This is a genomic window from Lichenibacterium ramalinae (assembly GCF_004137085.1).
Taxonomy (GTDB): domain Bacteria; phylum Pseudomonadota; class Alphaproteobacteria; order Rhizobiales; family Beijerinckiaceae; genus Lichenihabitans; species Lichenihabitans ramalinae.
This window is the reverse complement of sequence record NZ_QYBC01000002.1, coordinates 273,478-289,735: the sequence shown is the minus strand read 5'-3', so window position 1 is coordinate 289,735 and position 16,258 is coordinate 273,478. Positions and strand designations below refer to the sequence as shown.

Annotated in this window: 19 protein-coding genes and 1 tRNA gene; 11 read left to right on the top strand and 9 right to left on the bottom strand. The window is 72.8% G+C overall.

Features of this window, described 5'->3' with window-relative positions:
• Positions 1–2: 2 nt before the first annotated feature.
• The gene (locus D3272_RS03650; protein ID WP_245496366.1) at positions 3–1,406 is read right to left on the bottom strand and encodes an aminotransferase-like domain-containing protein; all 1,404 of its coding nucleotides are present in this window, start codon (positions 1,404–1,406) and stop codon (positions 3–5) included.
• Between the two features lie 474 nt (positions 1,407–1,880).
• Here D3272_RS03650 and D3272_RS03645 point away from each other — a divergent pair, with 474 nt between their 5' ends.
• The 8 genes from D3272_RS03645 to D3272_RS03610 all read left to right on the top strand — a co-directional run bounded on the left by D3272_RS03645 (position 1,881) and on the right by D3272_RS03610 (position 8,869).
• On the top strand, positions 1,881–2,363 hold the full coding sequence (locus tag D3272_RS03645) for an MSMEG_0572/Sll0783 family nitrogen starvation response protein (protein WP_129217767.1): 483 nt from the start codon (positions 1,881–1,883) through the stop codon (positions 2,361–2,363).
• A 95-nt stretch (positions 2,364–2,458) separates the two neighbouring features.
• Positions 2,459–3,526 carry a Nit6803 family nitrilase gene (locus D3272_RS03640; RefSeq protein ID WP_129217766.1) on the top strand — a complete coding sequence of 356 codons (1,068 nt, stop codon included), beginning with the start codon at positions 2,459–2,461 and terminating at the stop codon, positions 3,524–3,526.
• Entirely contained in the window at positions 3,426–4,565 is a 1,140-nt protein-coding gene (locus tag D3272_RS03635) for an MSMEG_0568 family radical SAM protein (RefSeq protein WP_207210114.1), read from the top strand. The genes D3272_RS03640 and D3272_RS03635 overlap by 101 nt, the downstream gene beginning before the upstream one ends.
• On the top strand, positions 4,562–5,116 hold the full coding sequence (locus D3272_RS03630) for an MSMEG_0567/Sll0786 family nitrogen starvation N-acetyltransferase (protein ID WP_245496365.1): 555 nt from the start codon (positions 4,562–4,564) through the stop codon (positions 5,114–5,116). The genes D3272_RS03635 and D3272_RS03630 overlap by 4 nt, the downstream gene beginning before the upstream one ends.
• Entirely contained in the window at positions 5,116–6,099 is a 984-nt protein-coding gene (locus D3272_RS03625) for a sll0787 family AIR synthase-like protein (RefSeq protein ID WP_129217764.1), read from the top strand. Before D3272_RS03630 ends, D3272_RS03625 begins: the two co-directional genes overlap by 1 nt.
• Positions 6,096–7,280, top strand: coding sequence for an MSMEG_0565 family glycosyltransferase (locus tag D3272_RS03620; RefSeq protein ID WP_129217763.1), 1,185 nt, complete (start codon positions 6,096–6,098; stop codon positions 7,278–7,280). The genes D3272_RS03625 and D3272_RS03620 overlap by 4 nt, the downstream gene beginning before the upstream one ends.
• The gene (locus D3272_RS03615; protein ID WP_129217762.1) at positions 7,273–7,560 is read left to right on the top strand and encodes an MSMEG_0570 family nitrogen starvation response protein; all 288 of its coding nucleotides are present in this window, start codon (positions 7,273–7,275) and stop codon (positions 7,558–7,560) included. Before D3272_RS03620 ends, D3272_RS03615 begins: the two co-directional genes overlap by 8 nt.
• A gap of 4 nt (positions 7,561–7,564) precedes the next feature.
• Positions 7,565–8,869 carry an MSMEG_0569 family flavin-dependent oxidoreductase gene (locus tag D3272_RS03610; protein WP_245496364.1) on the top strand — a complete coding sequence of 435 codons (1,305 nt, stop codon included), beginning with the start codon at positions 7,565–7,567 and terminating at the stop codon, positions 8,867–8,869.
• A 159-nt stretch (positions 8,870–9,028) separates the two neighbouring features.
• Here the strand turns inward: D3272_RS03610 and D3272_RS03605 are convergent, their stop codons facing one another.
• The 5 genes from D3272_RS03605 to D3272_RS03585 form a co-directional block, all read right to left on the bottom strand.
• Entirely contained in the window at positions 9,029–9,700 is a 672-nt protein-coding gene (locus D3272_RS03605; RefSeq protein ID WP_129217761.1) for a ribonuclease T2 family protein, read from the bottom strand.
• Complete coding sequence (locus D3272_RS03600) at positions 9,700–10,143, bottom strand: hypothetical protein (RefSeq protein WP_129217759.1); 444 nt, start codon at positions 10,141–10,143, stop codon at positions 9,700–9,702. Before D3272_RS03600 ends, D3272_RS03605 begins: the two co-directional genes overlap by 1 nt.
• A 212-nt stretch (positions 10,144–10,355) precedes the next feature.
• On the bottom strand, positions 10,356–11,054 hold the full coding sequence (locus D3272_RS03595; RefSeq protein ID WP_129217757.1) for an ABC transporter permease: 699 nt from the start codon (positions 11,052–11,054) through the stop codon (positions 10,356–10,358).
• A 10-nt stretch (positions 11,055–11,064) separates the two neighbouring features.
• A complete protein-coding gene (locus tag D3272_RS03590) occupies positions 11,065–11,742 on the bottom strand; it encodes an ABC transporter permease (RefSeq protein WP_129217755.1) in 678 nt (225 codons plus the stop codon).
• A gap of 110 nt (positions 11,743–11,852) precedes the next feature.
• On the bottom strand, positions 11,853–12,641 hold the full coding sequence (locus D3272_RS03585; protein ID WP_129217753.1) for a transporter substrate-binding domain-containing protein: 789 nt from the start codon (positions 12,639–12,641) through the stop codon (positions 11,853–11,855).
• A gap of 431 nt (positions 12,642–13,072) precedes the next feature.
• On the opposite strand from D3272_RS03585, the gene D3272_RS03580 reads away from it, so the two are divergent.
• Positions 13,073–13,276 carry a hypothetical protein gene (locus D3272_RS03580; protein ID WP_129217751.1) on the top strand — a complete coding sequence of 68 codons (204 nt, stop codon included), beginning with the start codon at positions 13,073–13,075 and terminating at the stop codon, positions 13,274–13,276.
• Positions 13,277–13,372: 96 nt separating this feature from the next.
• On the opposite strand, the gene D3272_RS27140 is transcribed toward D3272_RS03580, so the two are convergent.
• Entirely contained in the window at positions 13,373–13,546 is a 174-nt protein-coding gene (locus D3272_RS27140; protein WP_165361198.1) for a hypothetical protein, read from the bottom strand.
• A 270-nt stretch (positions 13,547–13,816) separates the two neighbouring features.
• Positions 13,817–14,587, bottom strand: coding sequence for a L,D-transpeptidase (locus D3272_RS03575; RefSeq protein ID WP_245496363.1), 771 nt, complete (start codon positions 14,585–14,587; stop codon positions 13,817–13,819).
• Between the two features lie 226 nt (positions 14,588–14,813).
• Between D3272_RS03575 and D3272_RS03570 the strand changes: the two genes are divergently transcribed.
• Positions 14,814–14,888, top strand: a tRNA-Val gene (locus tag D3272_RS03570).
• A 20-nt stretch (positions 14,889–14,908) separates the two neighbouring features.
• On the opposite strand, the gene D3272_RS03565 is transcribed toward D3272_RS03570, so the two are convergent.
• Positions 14,909–15,619 carry an HAD family hydrolase gene (locus tag D3272_RS03565; protein WP_129217749.1) on the bottom strand — a complete coding sequence of 237 codons (711 nt, stop codon included), beginning with the start codon at positions 15,617–15,619 and terminating at the stop codon, positions 14,909–14,911.
• 192 nt (positions 15,620–15,811) lie between these two features.
• Between D3272_RS03565 and D3272_RS03560 the strand changes: the two genes are divergently transcribed.
• A complete protein-coding gene (locus D3272_RS03560) occupies positions 15,812–16,213 on the top strand; it encodes a hypothetical protein (RefSeq protein ID WP_129217747.1) in 402 nt (133 codons plus the stop codon).
• Positions 16,214–16,258: the final 45 nt, after the last annotated feature.

Sequence of the window (16,258 nt, the reverse complement as noted above, 5' to 3'; positions counted from 1 at the left end):
TTTCAGATGAAGGCCGACGACATGGCGGGCGTTTCGTCGAGGGCGTGGGCGATGACGTCGAGGGCATGGGCGACGTCGTCCCGGCTCGCCAGCCCGCCGAGGCAGATCCGCACCGCTTCGGGGGCAGGTCCCGTCGCCACGAAAGGGTCGCTCGCCACGACGCCGATGCCGGTCGAGCGCGACTGCGACGCGAAGGCGGACCGGCTCCACGGTTCCGGCAGGCGCATCCAGATGTGGAAGCCGTGCGGGTCCGCCTCGGCGAGGCCCGGCGGCAGGGCGGCCAAAGCCAGGCGCTGGCGGGCGGTGGATTCGCGCCGGACGAAGTCCAGCACGGCGTCCGCGGTGCCGTCGAGGATCCAGCGCGTCGCCACCGCCGCCGTGAGCGGCGAGGCCATGACGGTGGCGGCCCTGAGGCTGGCGGCGAGCGGCAGGGCGGCGCGGGCGCTCGGCGCCACCAGATAGGCGATGCGCAGCCCCGCCCCGAGGCATTTGGCCAGCCCGGCCACATGATAGGTGGTTTCCGGCGCCAGGGCCGAGAAGGTCGGCGGCCCGTCGGGCGGCAGGAAGCCGTAGGCGTCGTCCTCGATGATCGCCACGGCATAGCGCCGCGCCACCGCGACGATGGCCTCGCGCCGCGCCCGCGACACCGTGACGGTGGTGGGGTTCAGCAGGGTGGGGTTGAGGTAGAGCGCCTTGGGACGGTGCCTGACGCAGGTGGCGGCGAAGGCCGCCGCGTCGATGCCCTCGTCGTCGCCCGGCAGCCCGACGAGCGTCAGTCCGAGATGGGCCGCGAGCGAGCGAGCGCCCGGATAGGTCAGCGCTTCGGAACAGATGACGTCCCCGGGCCGGCACAGGGTCGAGAGCGTCGCCAGCAGCGCGCTGTGGCTGCCGGGGCAGACCAGCAGCCTGTTGGCCGGCACGGCGAGGCCCCGGCGCGACAGCCAGTGCAGCGCGGCCTCCTTGTCGTCCGGCGCGCCGCCGAAGCCCTGGTAGCGCAGCAGCCCGACGAGGTCCGCCGAGACCGCGGCGAGTCCGTCGCGCATGCGCTCGACCAGGGCGGGGTCGTCGGGCTCGGGCGGCAGGTTCATGGAGAAGTCGACCAGGGCCGGCCGACGCCGCACCGCGGGCGGGAGCGCGGGCGCGGCGGGCGCGGCGGGCGCGGCGCGGCCCGTCACCACCGTGCCGTGGCCGACGCGCGACGCGATGAGGCCGCGCCGCTGCGCCTCCACGTAGCCGCGGGCCACGGTCGAGAAATTGAGGCCCAGCGCATCCGCCAGCTGTCGCTGCGGGGGCAGGCGCTCGGAGGCCGCGAGGCGGCCCGCGCCGATGTCCTCCGCGATCGCATCCGCGATGGCGCGGTAGTGCGGTCGGCCGAACTTGGCGAGGTCGGGCGTCCAACCCGTCACCGGTGAGCCTTCACGGTTTCCGATCTCCGAATGCGGTCAATGCCGAATTGAGCGGGTTTGTGGCGAGGACGGCAGCGGCGCCGGTCCCGCTGCCTCACCCCGCAGTGGCGCGATTCCCCGGCGGGGGCAAGGGCAAGGGTTAAGGCCAGGGGCGGAGCAGCAGCGACGTGGGCCGGAGCCGACGAGCGCCATGCCGCCGGGAGGGTTCGACCGCGCTGCCTGTCGTTTCATCACGCCTCGAAACAGCGCTGTTCCACGCGATCGCCTGGGCACGGACGCTCAAGATGAGGGCACGATCTCGGCAGGATTGATGGCACGATTGACCTCATTTTCGGTGCCGTCCCTGGGTCCTCGCCCGTCCGGGATGACTGGCATGCGGCTTGCGAAACCCGGGCGTACGGGCCGCCGCCGCGGCCGGCCCGGGATCCACCCTGCCGCGCGGCCCCGTCAAGATCATCTCGAGGGAGAAGCTCCATGCCTGCCGTCGACATCCCGCATCACAAGAAGGGCGACTTCCTCGTCGACTACGAGGAGAAGGTCTTCGAGGACGTCAAAGCCGAACCGGGCGAAAAGGCGCTGGTGACGTTCCACACCGTCGCCTTCGAGGGCTCGATCGGCCTCGTCAACCTGCTCCAGGCGACGCGCCTGCTGCGCAAGGGCTTCGAAACCTCCATCCTGCTCTACGGCCCGGGCGTCACGCTCGGCGTGCAGCGCGGCTTCCCGCGGCTCGGCGACGATGCCTTCCCGGGCCACCAGAACTTCAACAACCAGCTGGCGAAGTTCATGAGCGAGGGCGGCAAGGTTTATTGCTGCCGCTTCGCCCTCCAGGCGCTCTACGGCCACGGCGAGGCTTCGCTGATCGAGGGCATCCGGCCGATCGGCCCCCTCGACACGCTCGACCTCGTGCTGCTGCACCGCAAGGCCGGCGCCTTCATACTCGACACCTGGACGCTCTGACGCCCGCCGCCCGGCCCGTCGCGGCCGGGCGGACCATCGCGGCGCGACGGGACGCGCCCAGGGGAACTCCCAAGGAACCTCCCGAGGAACCTGTCATGAGCCAGAAGAGGATCGTCCGCGCCGCAGCCGTGCAGATGGCGCCGGTGCTCGACGCCCCCGGCGGCACGGTCGAGAAGGTGCTGGCCGCCATCGCGGCGGCGGCGCGGGACGGCGTCGCGCTGCTCGTCTTCCCCGAGACGCTGGTCCCCTGGTACCCCTATTTCTCCTTCGTCCACCCGCCCGCCGCGACGGGCGCCGAGCACCTGCGCCTCTACGACGAGGCCGTCGCTGTCCCGGGGCCGGTCTGCGACGCCGTGGCGTCGGCCGCGCGCCGCCACGGCATGGTGGTGGTGCTGGGCGTCAACGAGCGCGACGGCGGCACGCTCTACAACGCCCAGCTCGTCTTCGACGCCGACGGGCGCCTGGCGCTGCGCCGGCGCAAGATCACCCCGACCTTCCACGAGCGGATGATCTGGGGCCAGGGCGACGGCTCCGGCCTCAGGGTGGTCGACACGGCCGTGGGCCGCGTCGGCGCGCTGGCGTGCTGGGAGCATTACAACCCGCTCGCCCGCTACAGCCTCATGGCCCAGGGCGAGGAGATCCATGCCGCCCAGTTCCCGGGCTCGATGGTGGGGCAGATCTTCGCCGACCAGATGGAGGTGACGATTCGCCACCACGCGCTGGAAGCGGCCTGCTTCGTCGTCAACGCCACGGGCTGGCTCACCGACGCGCAGGTCGCCGCCATCACGCCCGACGACCGCATGCGCAAGGCGCTGCGCGGTGGCTGCTGCACCGCCATCGTGTCGCCGGAAGGCGTGCACCTCGCCCCGCCCCTGCGCGAGGGCGAGGGCCTGCTCGTCGCCGACCTCGACATGGCGCTCGTCACCAAGCGCAAGCGCATGATGGATTCCGTCGGCCATTACGCCCGGCCGGAGCTTCTCAGCCTCAACCTCGACAACCGCGAGGCACGGCCCCTGCATGCCGCCGTGCCGATCGAACCACCCGCGATGGGAGCCCCCGCCGATGAGCGACCTGCAGCCGACCGCCCCGGACCCTCGGCCCTCGGCCCTGCCGACCGAGCAACTGATCAACGAGCTGCAGTCCTTCGGAGTCCGGCTGCTTGACCCTTCGGCCGGCGTGCAGAGCCGCCGCGGCGGCGCCGGCCCCTCCGACCACAAGGCCCTGACGGTCGACGGCCGCACCGTGATGGTGCCGGTTCACACCGCCACGGCCTTCGACAGCCCCTATGTGGTGCGCAAGCCGGGGCCCGACGGGCTCAGCACGGTGGAGCGCGACGGCGTGCGTGTCGGGCGCGTCGCCTTCCCGCTGCAGCCGCGCTTCTACAAGATGCAGACCTTCGACGGCGTGCCCTATTCGCAGATCGCCGTGCTGCACGGCCGCGACGTGCTCGCCACCACCGTGCTGCAGACCTGCATCCGTTACCAGAGCCGCACCAAGACCTGCCAGTTCTGCGCCATCGGCCAGTCCCTGGCGGCGGGCCGCACCGTGGCGCGCAAGACGCCCGAACAGCTCGCCGAGGTGGCCCGCGCCGCCGTGCTGCTCGACGGCGTGAAGCACATGGTGATGACCACCGGCACGCCCGCCACCTCCGACCGCGGAGCCGCCATCCTGGCCGAGAGCGCCTTCGCCGTGAAGGCCGCCATCGACCTGCCGATCCAGGGCCAGTGCGAGCCGCCCGACGACGACGTCTGGTTCGGCCGCATGAAGGCGGCGGGGATCGACGCGCTCGGCATGCATCTCGAATCCGTCACGCCCGCCGTGCGCGGGCGCATCATGCCCGGCAAGGCGTCGGTCCCGATGGAGCGCTACATGCAGGCCTTCGCCGCCGCCGTGCCGGTGTTCGGCCGCGGCCAGGTCTCCACCTACATCCTGGCCGGGCTCGGCGACACGCCGGAGGCCATCCTCTCCACCTGCGAGACCCTGGTGGGCCTCGGCGTCTACCCCTTCGTGGTGCCGTTCGTGCCGATCTCGGGCACGCCGCTCGAAAGCCATCCCGCCCCGACGCCGGCCTTCATGCACGCCATCCTGGGCCCGCTCTCCGCCATGCTGCGGCGCGCCGGGCTGCGCAGCGGCGACGCCAAGGCGGGATGCGCCAAATGCGGCGCCTGTTCGGCCCTGTCGTCCTACGAGCGTCCCGCGTGACGGCCCTTCCGGAGACCGCGTCCGCGCGGCCCTTCACGGCGCCGTGGTTCACGGTGAAGTTCGCCGACCGCCCCTGGGAGTTCCGCGATGCCGCGGCGCTGCGCCGCCGCGTGTTCTGCGACGAGCAGGGCATCTTCGCCGGCGACGACCGGGATGCGATCGACGCCCAGGCCATCCCCATCGTGGCGGTGTCGACCCTGGCGGTGGCGGCCGGCGACGTCGTCGGCACGGTGCGGATCCACGAGCCCGAACCCGGCCACTGGATGGGCTCGCGCCTCGCCGTCGCGGCCGACCACCGCCGCATCGGCGCGCTCGGCGCGGCGCTGATCCAGGTGGCGGTGTCGTCGGCCCACGCCCGGGGCTGCCGCCGCTTCACCGCCCATGTGCAGAGCCAGAACGCCGCCATGTTCGCCACGCTCCACTGGCGCACCCTGGAGGAGGTGGACCTGCACGGGCGGCCCCACCACCTGATGCAGGCCGACCTCGCCCATTATCCGCCGCTGTACGACGCCGTGGCCGGCATCACCGCCCTCGCCAGGATGGCGGCCTGATGGATCGGCTCATCGACGACCTCGCGGGGCGCCTGCGGGACGGCCGCGGCCTCCTCGGCAAGCGCGACATCGCCGGCGCCGTGGCGGCGCTGGGCCTCGACGCGGGTTCCGCCATCGCGGTCGGCGACGATTGCGCCGCCATCCCGGACGGCGACGGCCACCTGCTCCTCGCCATCGAGGGCTTCATCGACGCCTTCGTGGCGGCCGAGCCCTGGTTCGCCGGCTATTGCGGCGTGATGGTCAACCTCAGCGACGTGGCGGCGATGGGCGGACGCGCCATCGCCGTGGTGGATGCGCTCTGGGCCGCCGACGACGAGGCTGCCGGGCCGGTGCTGGCGGGGCTGCGCGAGGGCGCGGCGCGCTACGGCGTGCCGGTCGTGGGCGGCCACACCAACACCCGCTCGGCGCGCGGCGGCCTCGCCGTCGCCGTGCTGGGGCGGGCGAAGCGGCTGATGACGAGCTTCGACGCCGCGCCCGGCCACGACCTCGTCATGGCGGTCGACCTGCGCGGCGCCTACCGCTCCGACACGTCCACCAACTGGGACGCCAGCACGGCGGCTCCTGCCGGGCGTCTGCGGGGCGACCTCGACGTGCTGGCCGAGATCGCCGAAGCCGGCCTGTGCGGCGCCGCCAAGGACATCTCCATGGCCGGCACGGTCGGCACGGCCGGCATGCTCTTCGAATCTTCGGGCACCGGCGGCCGCATCGACGTCGGATCCGTGCCGCGCCCCGAGGGCGCGGACCTCGCCCGGTGGCTCGCCAGCTTCCCGAGCTACGGCTACCTCCTGTCGGTGTCGCCGCGCGACACCGCCGAAGTGGTGGGCCGCTTCGCCGCGCGCGGCATCGCGGCGGCGCGGATCGGCACCGTCGAGCCGGGCACGCGGCTGTGCATCGCCGACGGGCGCCACGACGCCACGGTGTGGGACTTCGCCGCGGCGCCGCTGACCGGATGCGGCGCCCGGCCGGGGCCCGCCGCCCCATGAGCCGGCCGCTCCGCATCGCCCTGCTGACGCATTCCACCAACCCGCGCGGCGGCGTCAGCCACTGCCTGTCGCTGGCCGAGGCCCTGACGGCGCTGGGCCACGAGGCCGTGGTGCACGCGCCCGACCCCGCCCGCCGCGGCTTCTTCCGCGCGGCCGCCTGCGCCACCGTGTCGGTGCCGGCCTGCCGGATCGAGAGCCGCTCGACCGCCGACATGGTGGAGCAGCGCGTCGCCGACTATTGGGACTGGTTCACCGCCCCCGGCCATCGCGGCTTCGACCTCTACCACGCCCATGACGGGATCGGCGGTTGCGCCCTCGCGGAGCTGCACGCGGCCGGGCTCGTGCCGCGCTTCGTCCGCACCGTCCACCACCTCGACCATTTCCAGGACCCGCGCGTCGAAGCCCGGCAGGAGCGGGCCGTGGTGGCGGCCGGGACGGCGCTCTGCGTCAGCGACACCTGGGTGACGGAGCTCCGCCGGCGCTACGGCGTCGCCGCGCAACGCGTGTCCAACGGCGTCGACCGCGCCGCCTTCTCGCCCGTGCCGGGCCCGGGCGACGCCGCCGTGCGGACCCGGCTCGGGCTCGGCGACGGGCCGGTGCTGCTCGCCGTGGGCGGGCTGGAGCCGCGCAAGAACAGCCTGCGGGTCGTCGAGGCCTTCGCCCGGCTGCGCGTCCGCTACCCGCGCGCGCAGCTCGTCGTGGCGGGCGGCGCCTCGGTGCTCGACCATTCCGCCTATGCGGGCCTGTGCCGCGAAGCGCTGCAGCGCCTCGGCCTCGACGGGCGCGCCCCCGGCGCCGTGGTGGTGGCGGGGCCGGTGCCCCAGGCCGACATGCCGGCGCTCTACCGCATCGCCGACACGCTGGCCTTCCCGTCCCTGCAGGAAGGGTTCGGCCTCGCCGTCATCGAGGCCATGGCCAGCGGCACGCCGGCCGTCGTGTCGCGTATCGCGCCCTTCACCGAATATCTCGGCCCCGCCGACGCCTTCTGGGCCGAGCCCACCGAGACGGGCTCCATCGCGGCCGCGCTGGAGGCCAGCCTGGAGCCCCGGGCCCGGGCGGCGCGGGCGGCGCGCGGCCAGGCCGTCGCGGCCCGCTTCGACTGGGCGGCCAGCGCCCGCACCCACCTCGATCGCTACGCCGCCCACCTCGCCGGCGCGCCGCAGGAGTCCGTCCATGCCTGAGATGCGCTTCAACATCCGCTGGCCCGACGGGGCGCGCGACAGCTGCTACTCGCCCTCGCTGGTCGTCAAGGACTACCTCGTGCCCGGCGCCCGCTACCCTGTCGATGCCTTCGTCGGGCGGGCGAGGGAAGCCCTGACGGTGGCCAGCGAGCGCGTGAAGGCGCGCTACGGCGTGCCGTGTTCGCTGGCTCTGGGCCAGCTCCGCGCCATCGAGGCCGCGGCGGCCCGCCAGCCCCCGGACCCCGACGCCACGGTCCTGGTCGAAACCTTCGAGGAGTGACGCCGTGAGCCCATCCCCTGAACCATCCCGGCACCAGCCCTTGCCCCACCTGCCCGTGGCCGTCATCGGCGGCGGCCAGGCCGGCCTGTCCGTCAGCCATTTCCTCATGCGGCGCGGGCTCGAGCACCTTGTGTTCGAGAAGCACAGCATCGGCCATGCGTGGCGGGCGGAGCGGTGGGACAGCTTCTGCCTCGTGACGCCCAACTGGCAGTGCCGGCTGCCCGGCTTCCCCTATCCGGGCCCCGACCCCGACGGCTTCATGGTCCGGGACGACATCGTCCGCTACGTCGAGGACTTCGCCGCGCGGGTGAAGCCGCCCATCCGCGAGGGCGTGGCCGTGACGGCGCTGGGACGCCGGCGCGACGGCACCTTCACGCTCTCGACCGGCGCCGGCGACTTCACGGCCTCCAACGTCGTCGTGGCGGTCAGCGGCTACCACCTGCCCGTCATCCCGCGCGAGGCGGAGCGGCTGCCCGAGGGCGTGCTGCAGCTCCATTCCTCGCGCTACAAGAACCCCGGCCAGCTGCCGCCGGGCGGCGTGCTGGTGGTGGGCACCGGCCAGTCCGGCTGCCAGATCGCCGAAGACCTGCATCTCGCGGGCCGGCAGGTGCATGTCTCGCTCGGCAGCGCGCCGCGCTCGCCCCGGCGCTACCGCGGCCGGGATGCGATCCGCTGGCTCGACGAGATGGGCCAGTACCGCATGACGGTGGCGGACCACCCCAAGGGCCGGGCCGTCCGCCGCCAGGCCAACCACTACATGACGGGGCGGGACGGAGGCCGCGAGATCGACCTGCGCCGCTTCGCCGCCGAGGGCATGAAGCTCTACGGCCGGCTCGCCGACGTGCGCGGCACGGCGCTGAGCTTCAAGCCGGACCTGCGCGCCAAGCTCGACGCCGCCGACGCCGTCTATCTCGGCATCCGCGCGATGATCGACCGCCACATCGCCGAGACCGGCATCGCCGCGCCCGCCGCCGCCCCCTACGTTCCGGCCTGGGAGCCGGACGGCGAGCCCCTCGCGCTCGACCTCGCCGCGGCGGGCATCTCCGCCGTGGTCTGGGCGACGGGCTTCCGCTCGGACTGGAGTTGGATCGACGTTCCGGCCTTCACGGGCTCGGGCTACCCCGAGCACGACCGGGGCGTGACGGCCGTGCCGGGCCTCATGGTCGTCGGCCTGCCCTGGCTGAACTCCTGGGGCTCGGGCCGCTTCTCCGGCATCGCCGAGGACGCCGAACACGTCGTCGACGCCATCGTGGCGCGCACGGTGCCGGCGGAGGTCGCCGCGCTGCGGCCGATGTTGCGGCAGGCATAGCTGGGCAGCCTCGGCCAGCTATCCTGAACAAGCACGGGGAGCCCTTCGACTTTCCGCCGAAACCGGCCCGTCCGCGTTCCGCCAACCGCGGCCGATCACGCCCGCGCGCTGCCCGGGTTCAGCCCCTGGGCGAGACCGGCGTCCAGGTGTCGCGCCGCCTCACCGGACCGGCGGCACCGTCATGCCCGGGGCGCGGCAGGAAGCGCGGGCCACCTCGGGGCAGGGGACGAAGCCGCGCAGGTCCTTGGCGAGGCAGACCCGGACCTCTTCGAGGTCGCCGCTGCGGCAGGTCACGGCCGTCTCGTCGGTGCGCAGGCCGGGGTTGGCGGCCGCGAAGGCGCGGGCCACGTCCATCGGCGCCCAGGTCTGCTCGGCGCGCGGGGCCTGGAAGGGCTGGGGAACGACGACGGCGTCGCGGGCCTGCTTCACGGCGGCGAAATAGTCGGTGGGGCTCAGCCCCGAGCAGGTGCCGTGCTTGCGCCACTCGTAGCGGGCCAGGCCGGCGTCGGGATAGACGCCCGCCACCGTGTCGAGCGCCTGGCGCGACGGGAAGCGTCCCGCCGGCCCGCAATCGCTGGGGAAGCCGTGGGTGAACTGCGGCCACAGGCCGTGCACCACGAAGCCGAGGCCGCTGCCGGCCGCGCATTGGTCGCGCGCCTTGGCGTCGCCGCCGGTGGCGCAGAAGCCGGGCGACCAGGACAGGGACAGGACGTAGAAGTCGAAGGCGCCGGGGGTGGAGGACGCGGCGCGGGCCGGAGCGATGGGCAAGGCGAGGCTGCCGGCGAGCCCCAAGCCGATGGCGAGGGCTGTCGCGACCGCGCCCGGGCGCATCAGGGCCGGGCCAGCTGGCAGGCCGGGGCGTAGGCGAGGTCGCGGTCGAGCCCCAGGAGGCACCATTCCACGCCTGGGCCGAAGCCGATCAGCCCGAGGTCCTCGGCGACCGAATAGGACACGTCGTGGTAGGAATTGTCGTTCAGCAGCGCCCGGGCGGTGCAGAAGTTGCGCGGGATGTGGTCGAGGCCCCAGGGCCGCGCCGCCAGCAGCTTCACGCGGTCGAAGCTGACGATCTCCAGCGACGTGTTCCAGTATTCGGATTCCTTGCGGGCGAAGCGCGCCGAGATGGTCGACAGCACGCCGGCGTCGCCGCACACCGGCACCTCGCCGTCGTAGTCGAAATAGCGCTTCTCCGCCGGCACGACCGGGCGTGCGAGCGCGGTCCCGGCGAGGCCGGTCAGGGCGAGGGCCAGAGCCAGGGCTCGAAATGCGCGTGCCATCGTCCGTCCGCTCCTCACGTCACCGTCTGGCGGCACGATGGCGTGCCGGCGCCGCCCGGGTCAAGCCGCGCCGGGCCGGGGGCGCCGCCACGGCGTCGATCGGTGCCGGAGTGTGGCCCCGGCACGACAGCCGGGGTTGGCCCCGGCACGACAGCCGGGGTTGGCCCCGGCACGACAGCTGGGTGGGGCCCCGGCGAGATCGGGGCCGGCCGTCACGGCCGCTGGAAGGCGGCGAAGCGGGACTCGAGCAGGCGGAAGCCCCGCGCCACCAGGAACGTCAGCGCGATGTAGATGGCGCCCGCCACGAAGAGCCCCTCGGTCGTGTAGGTCTTGGCGGCGAGGCGGCGGCCGACGCCGGTGAGGTCGATCAGCGTCACGGTGCTGGCGAGCGACGTCGCCTTGAGCTGGAGCACCACCTCGTTGGACAGGGCCGGCAGGGCGATGCGCAGCGCCCGCGGCAGGATGATGCGGCGGAGCATGAGGCCGCGCGGCATGCCGACCGCCATGGCGGCCTCGCGCTCGCCGGCCGGCACCGCCAGGATGCCGCCGCGGATGACCTCCCCGGTGTAGGCCGACATGTTGAGCGAGAAGGCCAGAAGCGCGCAGGGCATGGGGTCGCGCAGCAGCGGCCACAGCACGGAACCCCGCACGGCGTCGAACTGCGGCAGCCCGTAGTAGATGATGAAGATCTGCACCAGCAGGGGCGTGCCGCGGAACAGGTAGGCATAGGCGGTGGCGGGCACGGACAGAACGCGGCGCGGCGACACGCGGGCCAGGGCGACCGGCACGGCCAGCACCAGCCCGATGGCGGTGGAGACGACGAGGAGCTGCAGCGTGATCCACAGGCCGGACAGGAAGAGCGGGGCCTGGCGCACCCAGGCCTCCTGCAGGCCGGCGAGGAGGTCGGTCATGCCGGCACGATCATGGGGACCTCGCGAGGCCGCGGCCGGCGCGGCGCTCCAGCCACGCGAAGGTCGGGCCCGAGAGCAGGATGAAGGCGAGGTAGATGAGCGCCGCCGCGACGTAGAAGTTGAAGGGGCGCTTCGTGACCTGGGCGCCGATGTCGGCCTTGCGCATGATCTCCTCGAGACCCAGCACCGACACCAGCGACGTGTCCTTGAGCAGCGTCTGCCACAGGTTGGAGACCCCCGGCAGGGCGTAGCGCCAGGCCTGGGGCAGGTGGATGCGGGTGAAGATGCGGGTCCGCGGCATGCCGAAGGCCCGCGCCGCCTCGAGCTGCCCCTTGGGCACGGCCAGGAAGCCGCCCCGGAAGGTTTCGGACGCGTAGGCGCCGAAGACCAGCGACAGGGCGAAGACCCCGCCCACCAGCGGGCTGATGGAGACGTCGGTGCCGGTGAGCGAGGACAGGAACGAGGGCAGGCTGAAATACACGATCAGCAGGATGAGGAACTCGGGGATGCCGCGGACGAGGTTGACCAGCAGCGTCACCGGCACGCGGACCCAGCGCAGGGCCGACAGCTTGGCGGCCGCCCCCAGGATGCCCAGCACGGTGCCGAACAGCAGCGACAGCACCGCGACCTCGAGGGTGACGACGGCGCCCTGCAGCAGTTGAGCGCCGAAACCGGAGAGGTCGAGCATGGAGGGACGGGGCCTCGCGGGCTACGGATGGTTCGGGCCGGTGATGACCGAGCCGGCCGACGGGATGCCGGGCCGCGAGGCATCGCGGCCCGGCGGTCACGAGGCGGCGGTCATTTCGCGGCGTGAGCGCCCGACCCCACGATGTTGAAGGGGAAATAGGCGTCGTTGATCTTCTTGAAGGTGCCGTCGGTGCCGACCGTCACCAGCGCCTTGTTGAAGGCCTCGGCCAGGGCCGCGTCGCCCTTGCGCACCGCGATGCCGGTGCCGTCGCCGAAGATGGCGGGGTCGAGCAGGGGCTTGCCGGCATAGTCGAAGCCCTTGGCCTTGCCGGTCTTCTCGAGCCAGTCGTATTCGATCGTGGCATCGGCCAGCGTGGCGTCGGCCCGGCCGTTCTCGACGTCGAGGAAGGCCTCGTCCTGGGTCTGGTAGACTTTCGCCGTCGCGATGCCGGCCAGCTTCTCGGTGACGTATTTCTCATGCGTCGTGCCGCTCTGGACCGCGATCGTCTTGCCCTTGAGCGAGCCGGGATCGTCGGTGATGCCGGAGCCCTGCTTGGCGACGAAGCGCGCCGGCGCCACCGTCACCTGGTTGGTGAAGTCCACCGCCTTCTTGCGGTCGTCGGTGATCGACATCTGCGACAGGATGGCGTCGATCTTATGGGCATTGAGCGCGGGGATCAGGCTGTCGAAGTCCTGGTTGACCCACTCGCACTTGAGCTTCGCGGCGGCGCAGAGCGCATTGCCGAGCTGGATCTCGTAGCCCTTGAGCTCGCCCTTGTCGTCCTTGAACTCGAAGGGCGCGTAGGCCGCCTCCGTGCCGATCCGCACGACCTTGTCCTGCGCCCGGGCGACACCCGTCAGCGCGATCACGGCCATGAGGCCGAGTGCCAGCGTCTTCATGCGATTTCCTCGATCGTGGCGGCGGGCCCGCCCCGTGGCGATCCACCCTGTTGCGAATCTGTGCCGCAGATCACGCCCGAGTTCGGGCGCACCGTCAACCGGCGGCATGCCGCCGCAAGTTGCAAGCCTCGTGCCTCGCCGGAGCCGCGGCGGGCCGCCCGTCCGCCGCTCAAGACCGCGTTAACCAAAGTCCGAGACACTGTCCGAAACCGGTTTTCTGTTGCGGTTCGGAAACATGGGTCGGCAGGTTCGTCGTGGCTGAACGACCGTTCCGCCTCATTTCCGCGGGACTGCAGCGTTAAGAATCGCACCGGTTGGAACCGCGTTGGGACGACGGCGGTGCCGCTCGCCGCTGGCGTCCGCCGCAACGCTCCCTCCGTGGCCGCCGCGAAAGCGGCCGATCCACCGCTTTGTTGAGACGAGGTCTGGTCATGACGTTCTTTTCTCGCTGCGAGACCATGCAGCGCTACGAACCGGCGTCGCAGGCCCGCTCGGCGCGGCGGATCCGGGTGCCCGACGAAACCTCGGCCTTCCGGTCGGCGCTGTCGGGCTTCGCCGAGGACCTCGGCATCCTGTTCCGCTATGCCGCCGGGCTCGACTACTACGGCCGCGACCGTCACCCGCAGGGGCGCTGACCGGACGGTCGCCGGCCACGCCGCCGGGGCCGTCGCATCCACCATGTCCGGCCCGGGGCTCCCGCCCCGAAGCGCCGGGCAGGGGCCGCGTGGTGCTTATCTGGCCTTGTCGTTGCCCGGGAGGTGGCGGCCATAGGCCTTTTCGCGTTCGACGCGCTCCTCGATCAGCTTGGCATAGGCGGCCTTCGCGTCGGGCGACAGGCTGACGTGCTTGCCCTTGGAGGCCTTGCGCTTCGGCGCCCGTTTGAACTGGTCACTCTGTTCCGGCATGGTCGGTCCCCCTCGGCGGCCCACCGTGTCCTGGCGCCGCCGTGTCCCCTGGCGCCGCCGCCGGCGGCGGTGCGCCGGCCCGGCGTGTCGGTCCATCGGGTCGCGGCGCGACCGGGCATCCGGCCCGATCCCCCCAACCGATGTAGCGCAACGGGACGTCCCGGCAAAGCACGCCGGCGGCGCCCGAGGGCCCCGGACCCCTTGTCCACGCCGGGTGGCGATCCGCGCCGATTCACCCACGCGGCCGCTCGGGCCGCGCGGGCGGAGGCGTCAACGCTCCACGATCACCCGGGTGCCGACCTTGGCATGCTCGTAGAGGTCGGCGACGTCCTCGTTGGTCATGCGGATGCAGCCCGACGACACCGCCTGGCCGATCGTGTCGGGCTCGTTGGAGCCGTGGATGCGATATTCGGTGTGGCCGAGATACATGGCGCGGGCACCGAGCGGGTTGTCGATGCCGCCCGCCATGTGATGCGGGATGTCGGGGCGGCGCTTGATCATGGCGGCCGGCGGCGTCCAGTCCGGCCATTCGCGCTTGGCCGTGATGGTCTGGCCGCCCGACCACTCAAAGCCGGGCCGGCCGACGCCGACGCCGTAGCGGATGGCCTGCCCGTCGGGCAGCACGAAGTAGAGGCGCTTCTCCTGCGTCGACACCACGATGGTGCCGGGGGCCTGCTGGCCGTCGTAGGCCACGATCTCGCGCGGGATGGCGGAGGCGAGCGGACGGTGCTCGAGCTGCTCGTCCCCCGGCACGGCATGGCCGTGGCCGAAGACCGGCTGCTGGTCCGCTTCCGCGGGCGCCTCGTCGGCGGGGGCGACGTCCGAGGGATCGGCGGCCGCGACGGCGGGCCGGGCGGCGGCCCGGTGCCGCACGGGCGCGGCGACGTCCGGCTGCGGCTCGCCCGCCGGCGCGGCGTCGCGCTCGAAGTAGCTCTGGTGCTGCTCGACGAAGAAATCGGTGTTCGAGGCCCGGGCCGGAACCTGGGCCGCGATGATCGCGATGCCTGCGGCGCCGGCCAGGGCAATGCTGCGTGCCCGCATGGTCTTGCCTTTCGGTGATGGTCTGGGATGACAGGGCCTTGTGCCATCGCCCCGTTACTATTTCGCCATCGTCCCGTCACAGGCAACGCGGGCCGTGGCGACCGGCCCCTATTGCCTCCGGTCGTTGCGCCCGTGTGACACTCCCGGCGGAGGCTCGGCTTCCCGGGGCCGGCCGCCCAGGCGCTTGACAGGGTGGCGGGCGCTGGGTAATCCAGCGCCACGGTTCGGGCGCGTAGCTCAGCGGGAGAGCATTCGCTTCACACGCGAAGGGTCACAGGTTCAATCCCTGTCGCGCCCACCATTCCGTCTCCGGACCTCTCTTCAAGCCTTGAAGGCGATCGTCCCCTCGGGGGATCGTCGCGCCATCAGGTCGGCGACGGCCTCGTCGAGCGCGTCGAAATGGCCGATGACGCGGTCGGGGGCGAAGTCCTGCACGGGCCGGTCCGTATAGCCGAAGTCCACCGCCACCACGGGTACGCGCGCCGCCTTGGCGGTGTCGATGTCGGTCCGGCTGTCGCCCACCATCACGCTCCGCTCGGGCGTCCCGCCCGCCAGCGCGATCGTGTCGAGCAGGGCGCCGGGCTGCGGCTTCGACACCGCGAACGTGTCCTGGCCGCAGATGGCCCGGAAGCGGCCCGCGACGCCGAGCACCTCCAGCAGGCGCTTGGCCGTGCCCTCCATCTTGTTGGTGCAGACCGCGAAGGCGTAGCCCTGCGCTTCGAGCCGGTCGAGCGACGCGACGACGCCCGGGAACAGGTGCGAATGGTCGGCGATATGCGCCTCGTAGAAGGCCAGGAAGGCCGCGAACAGCCCTTCGAGCCGCTCCTCCGCGAGAGGCCGGCCCGCGGAGGCGAAGCCGCGGCGGATCAGCGCCCGTCCGCCGGCCCCGAGCAGGGAGCGGGCCTGGTCCACGGGCAGCGGGGGCAGGCCGTCGCCCGCCAGCACGTGGTTCAGGGCGCCCATGAGGTCGCCGGCCGTCTCGGCCAGCGTGCCGTCGAGGTCGAAGACGACGAGCGGAAAGGTGTCGGGCATGCGGGTCTCCGGCACGGCGCCGCGTGCCGGGCCTCGCCCGGGCTGGAAACCGAGCGCCGACTCGATGATTATCCTAGACGGGTTCGCATGGACCTGCCGACCCCCCGCGCGTCGGGCTGGCCCGGAGGCGCGGGGCGAGCCCCGGCACCGGTCGCGGGTCGGATGACCCTTCCGGCGGCGGAGACAGACGAGATGGAACGATCGGCCCTGGCCTGGTCCCTCGGGGCCGGCCTCATCCTGGCGGCCGCCCCGGCGGCGGCGGCCACCTACGAGTTCCTGGCGGCGCCCGAGATCGACCTCAACCGCGTCTACCGGCTCGACAAGGCCACGGGCGAGATGGGGGCGTGCCAGTACGGCCTGGCGGAGGGCACGGGCGGCGCCGCGGCCGCGGCGGCCCGCAACGACGATGTGGGCGTCACCCTGTGCTACCCGCCCGGGCAGGGCGGCGGCCCGCAGGCGCAGAGCGAATATGCCCTGGTGGCGTCGCGCCACAACAAGGAGGGCGGGGTGTTCCGGGTCGACGTGCGCACCGGCACCATGTCGATCTGCTACGTGCTCAACGACACCGTCGTGTGCACGGCCCCCGCCAAATGACAGAGCCGCCCCGGTGGTGCCGGGGCGGCTCGCGAAAGGCGAAGA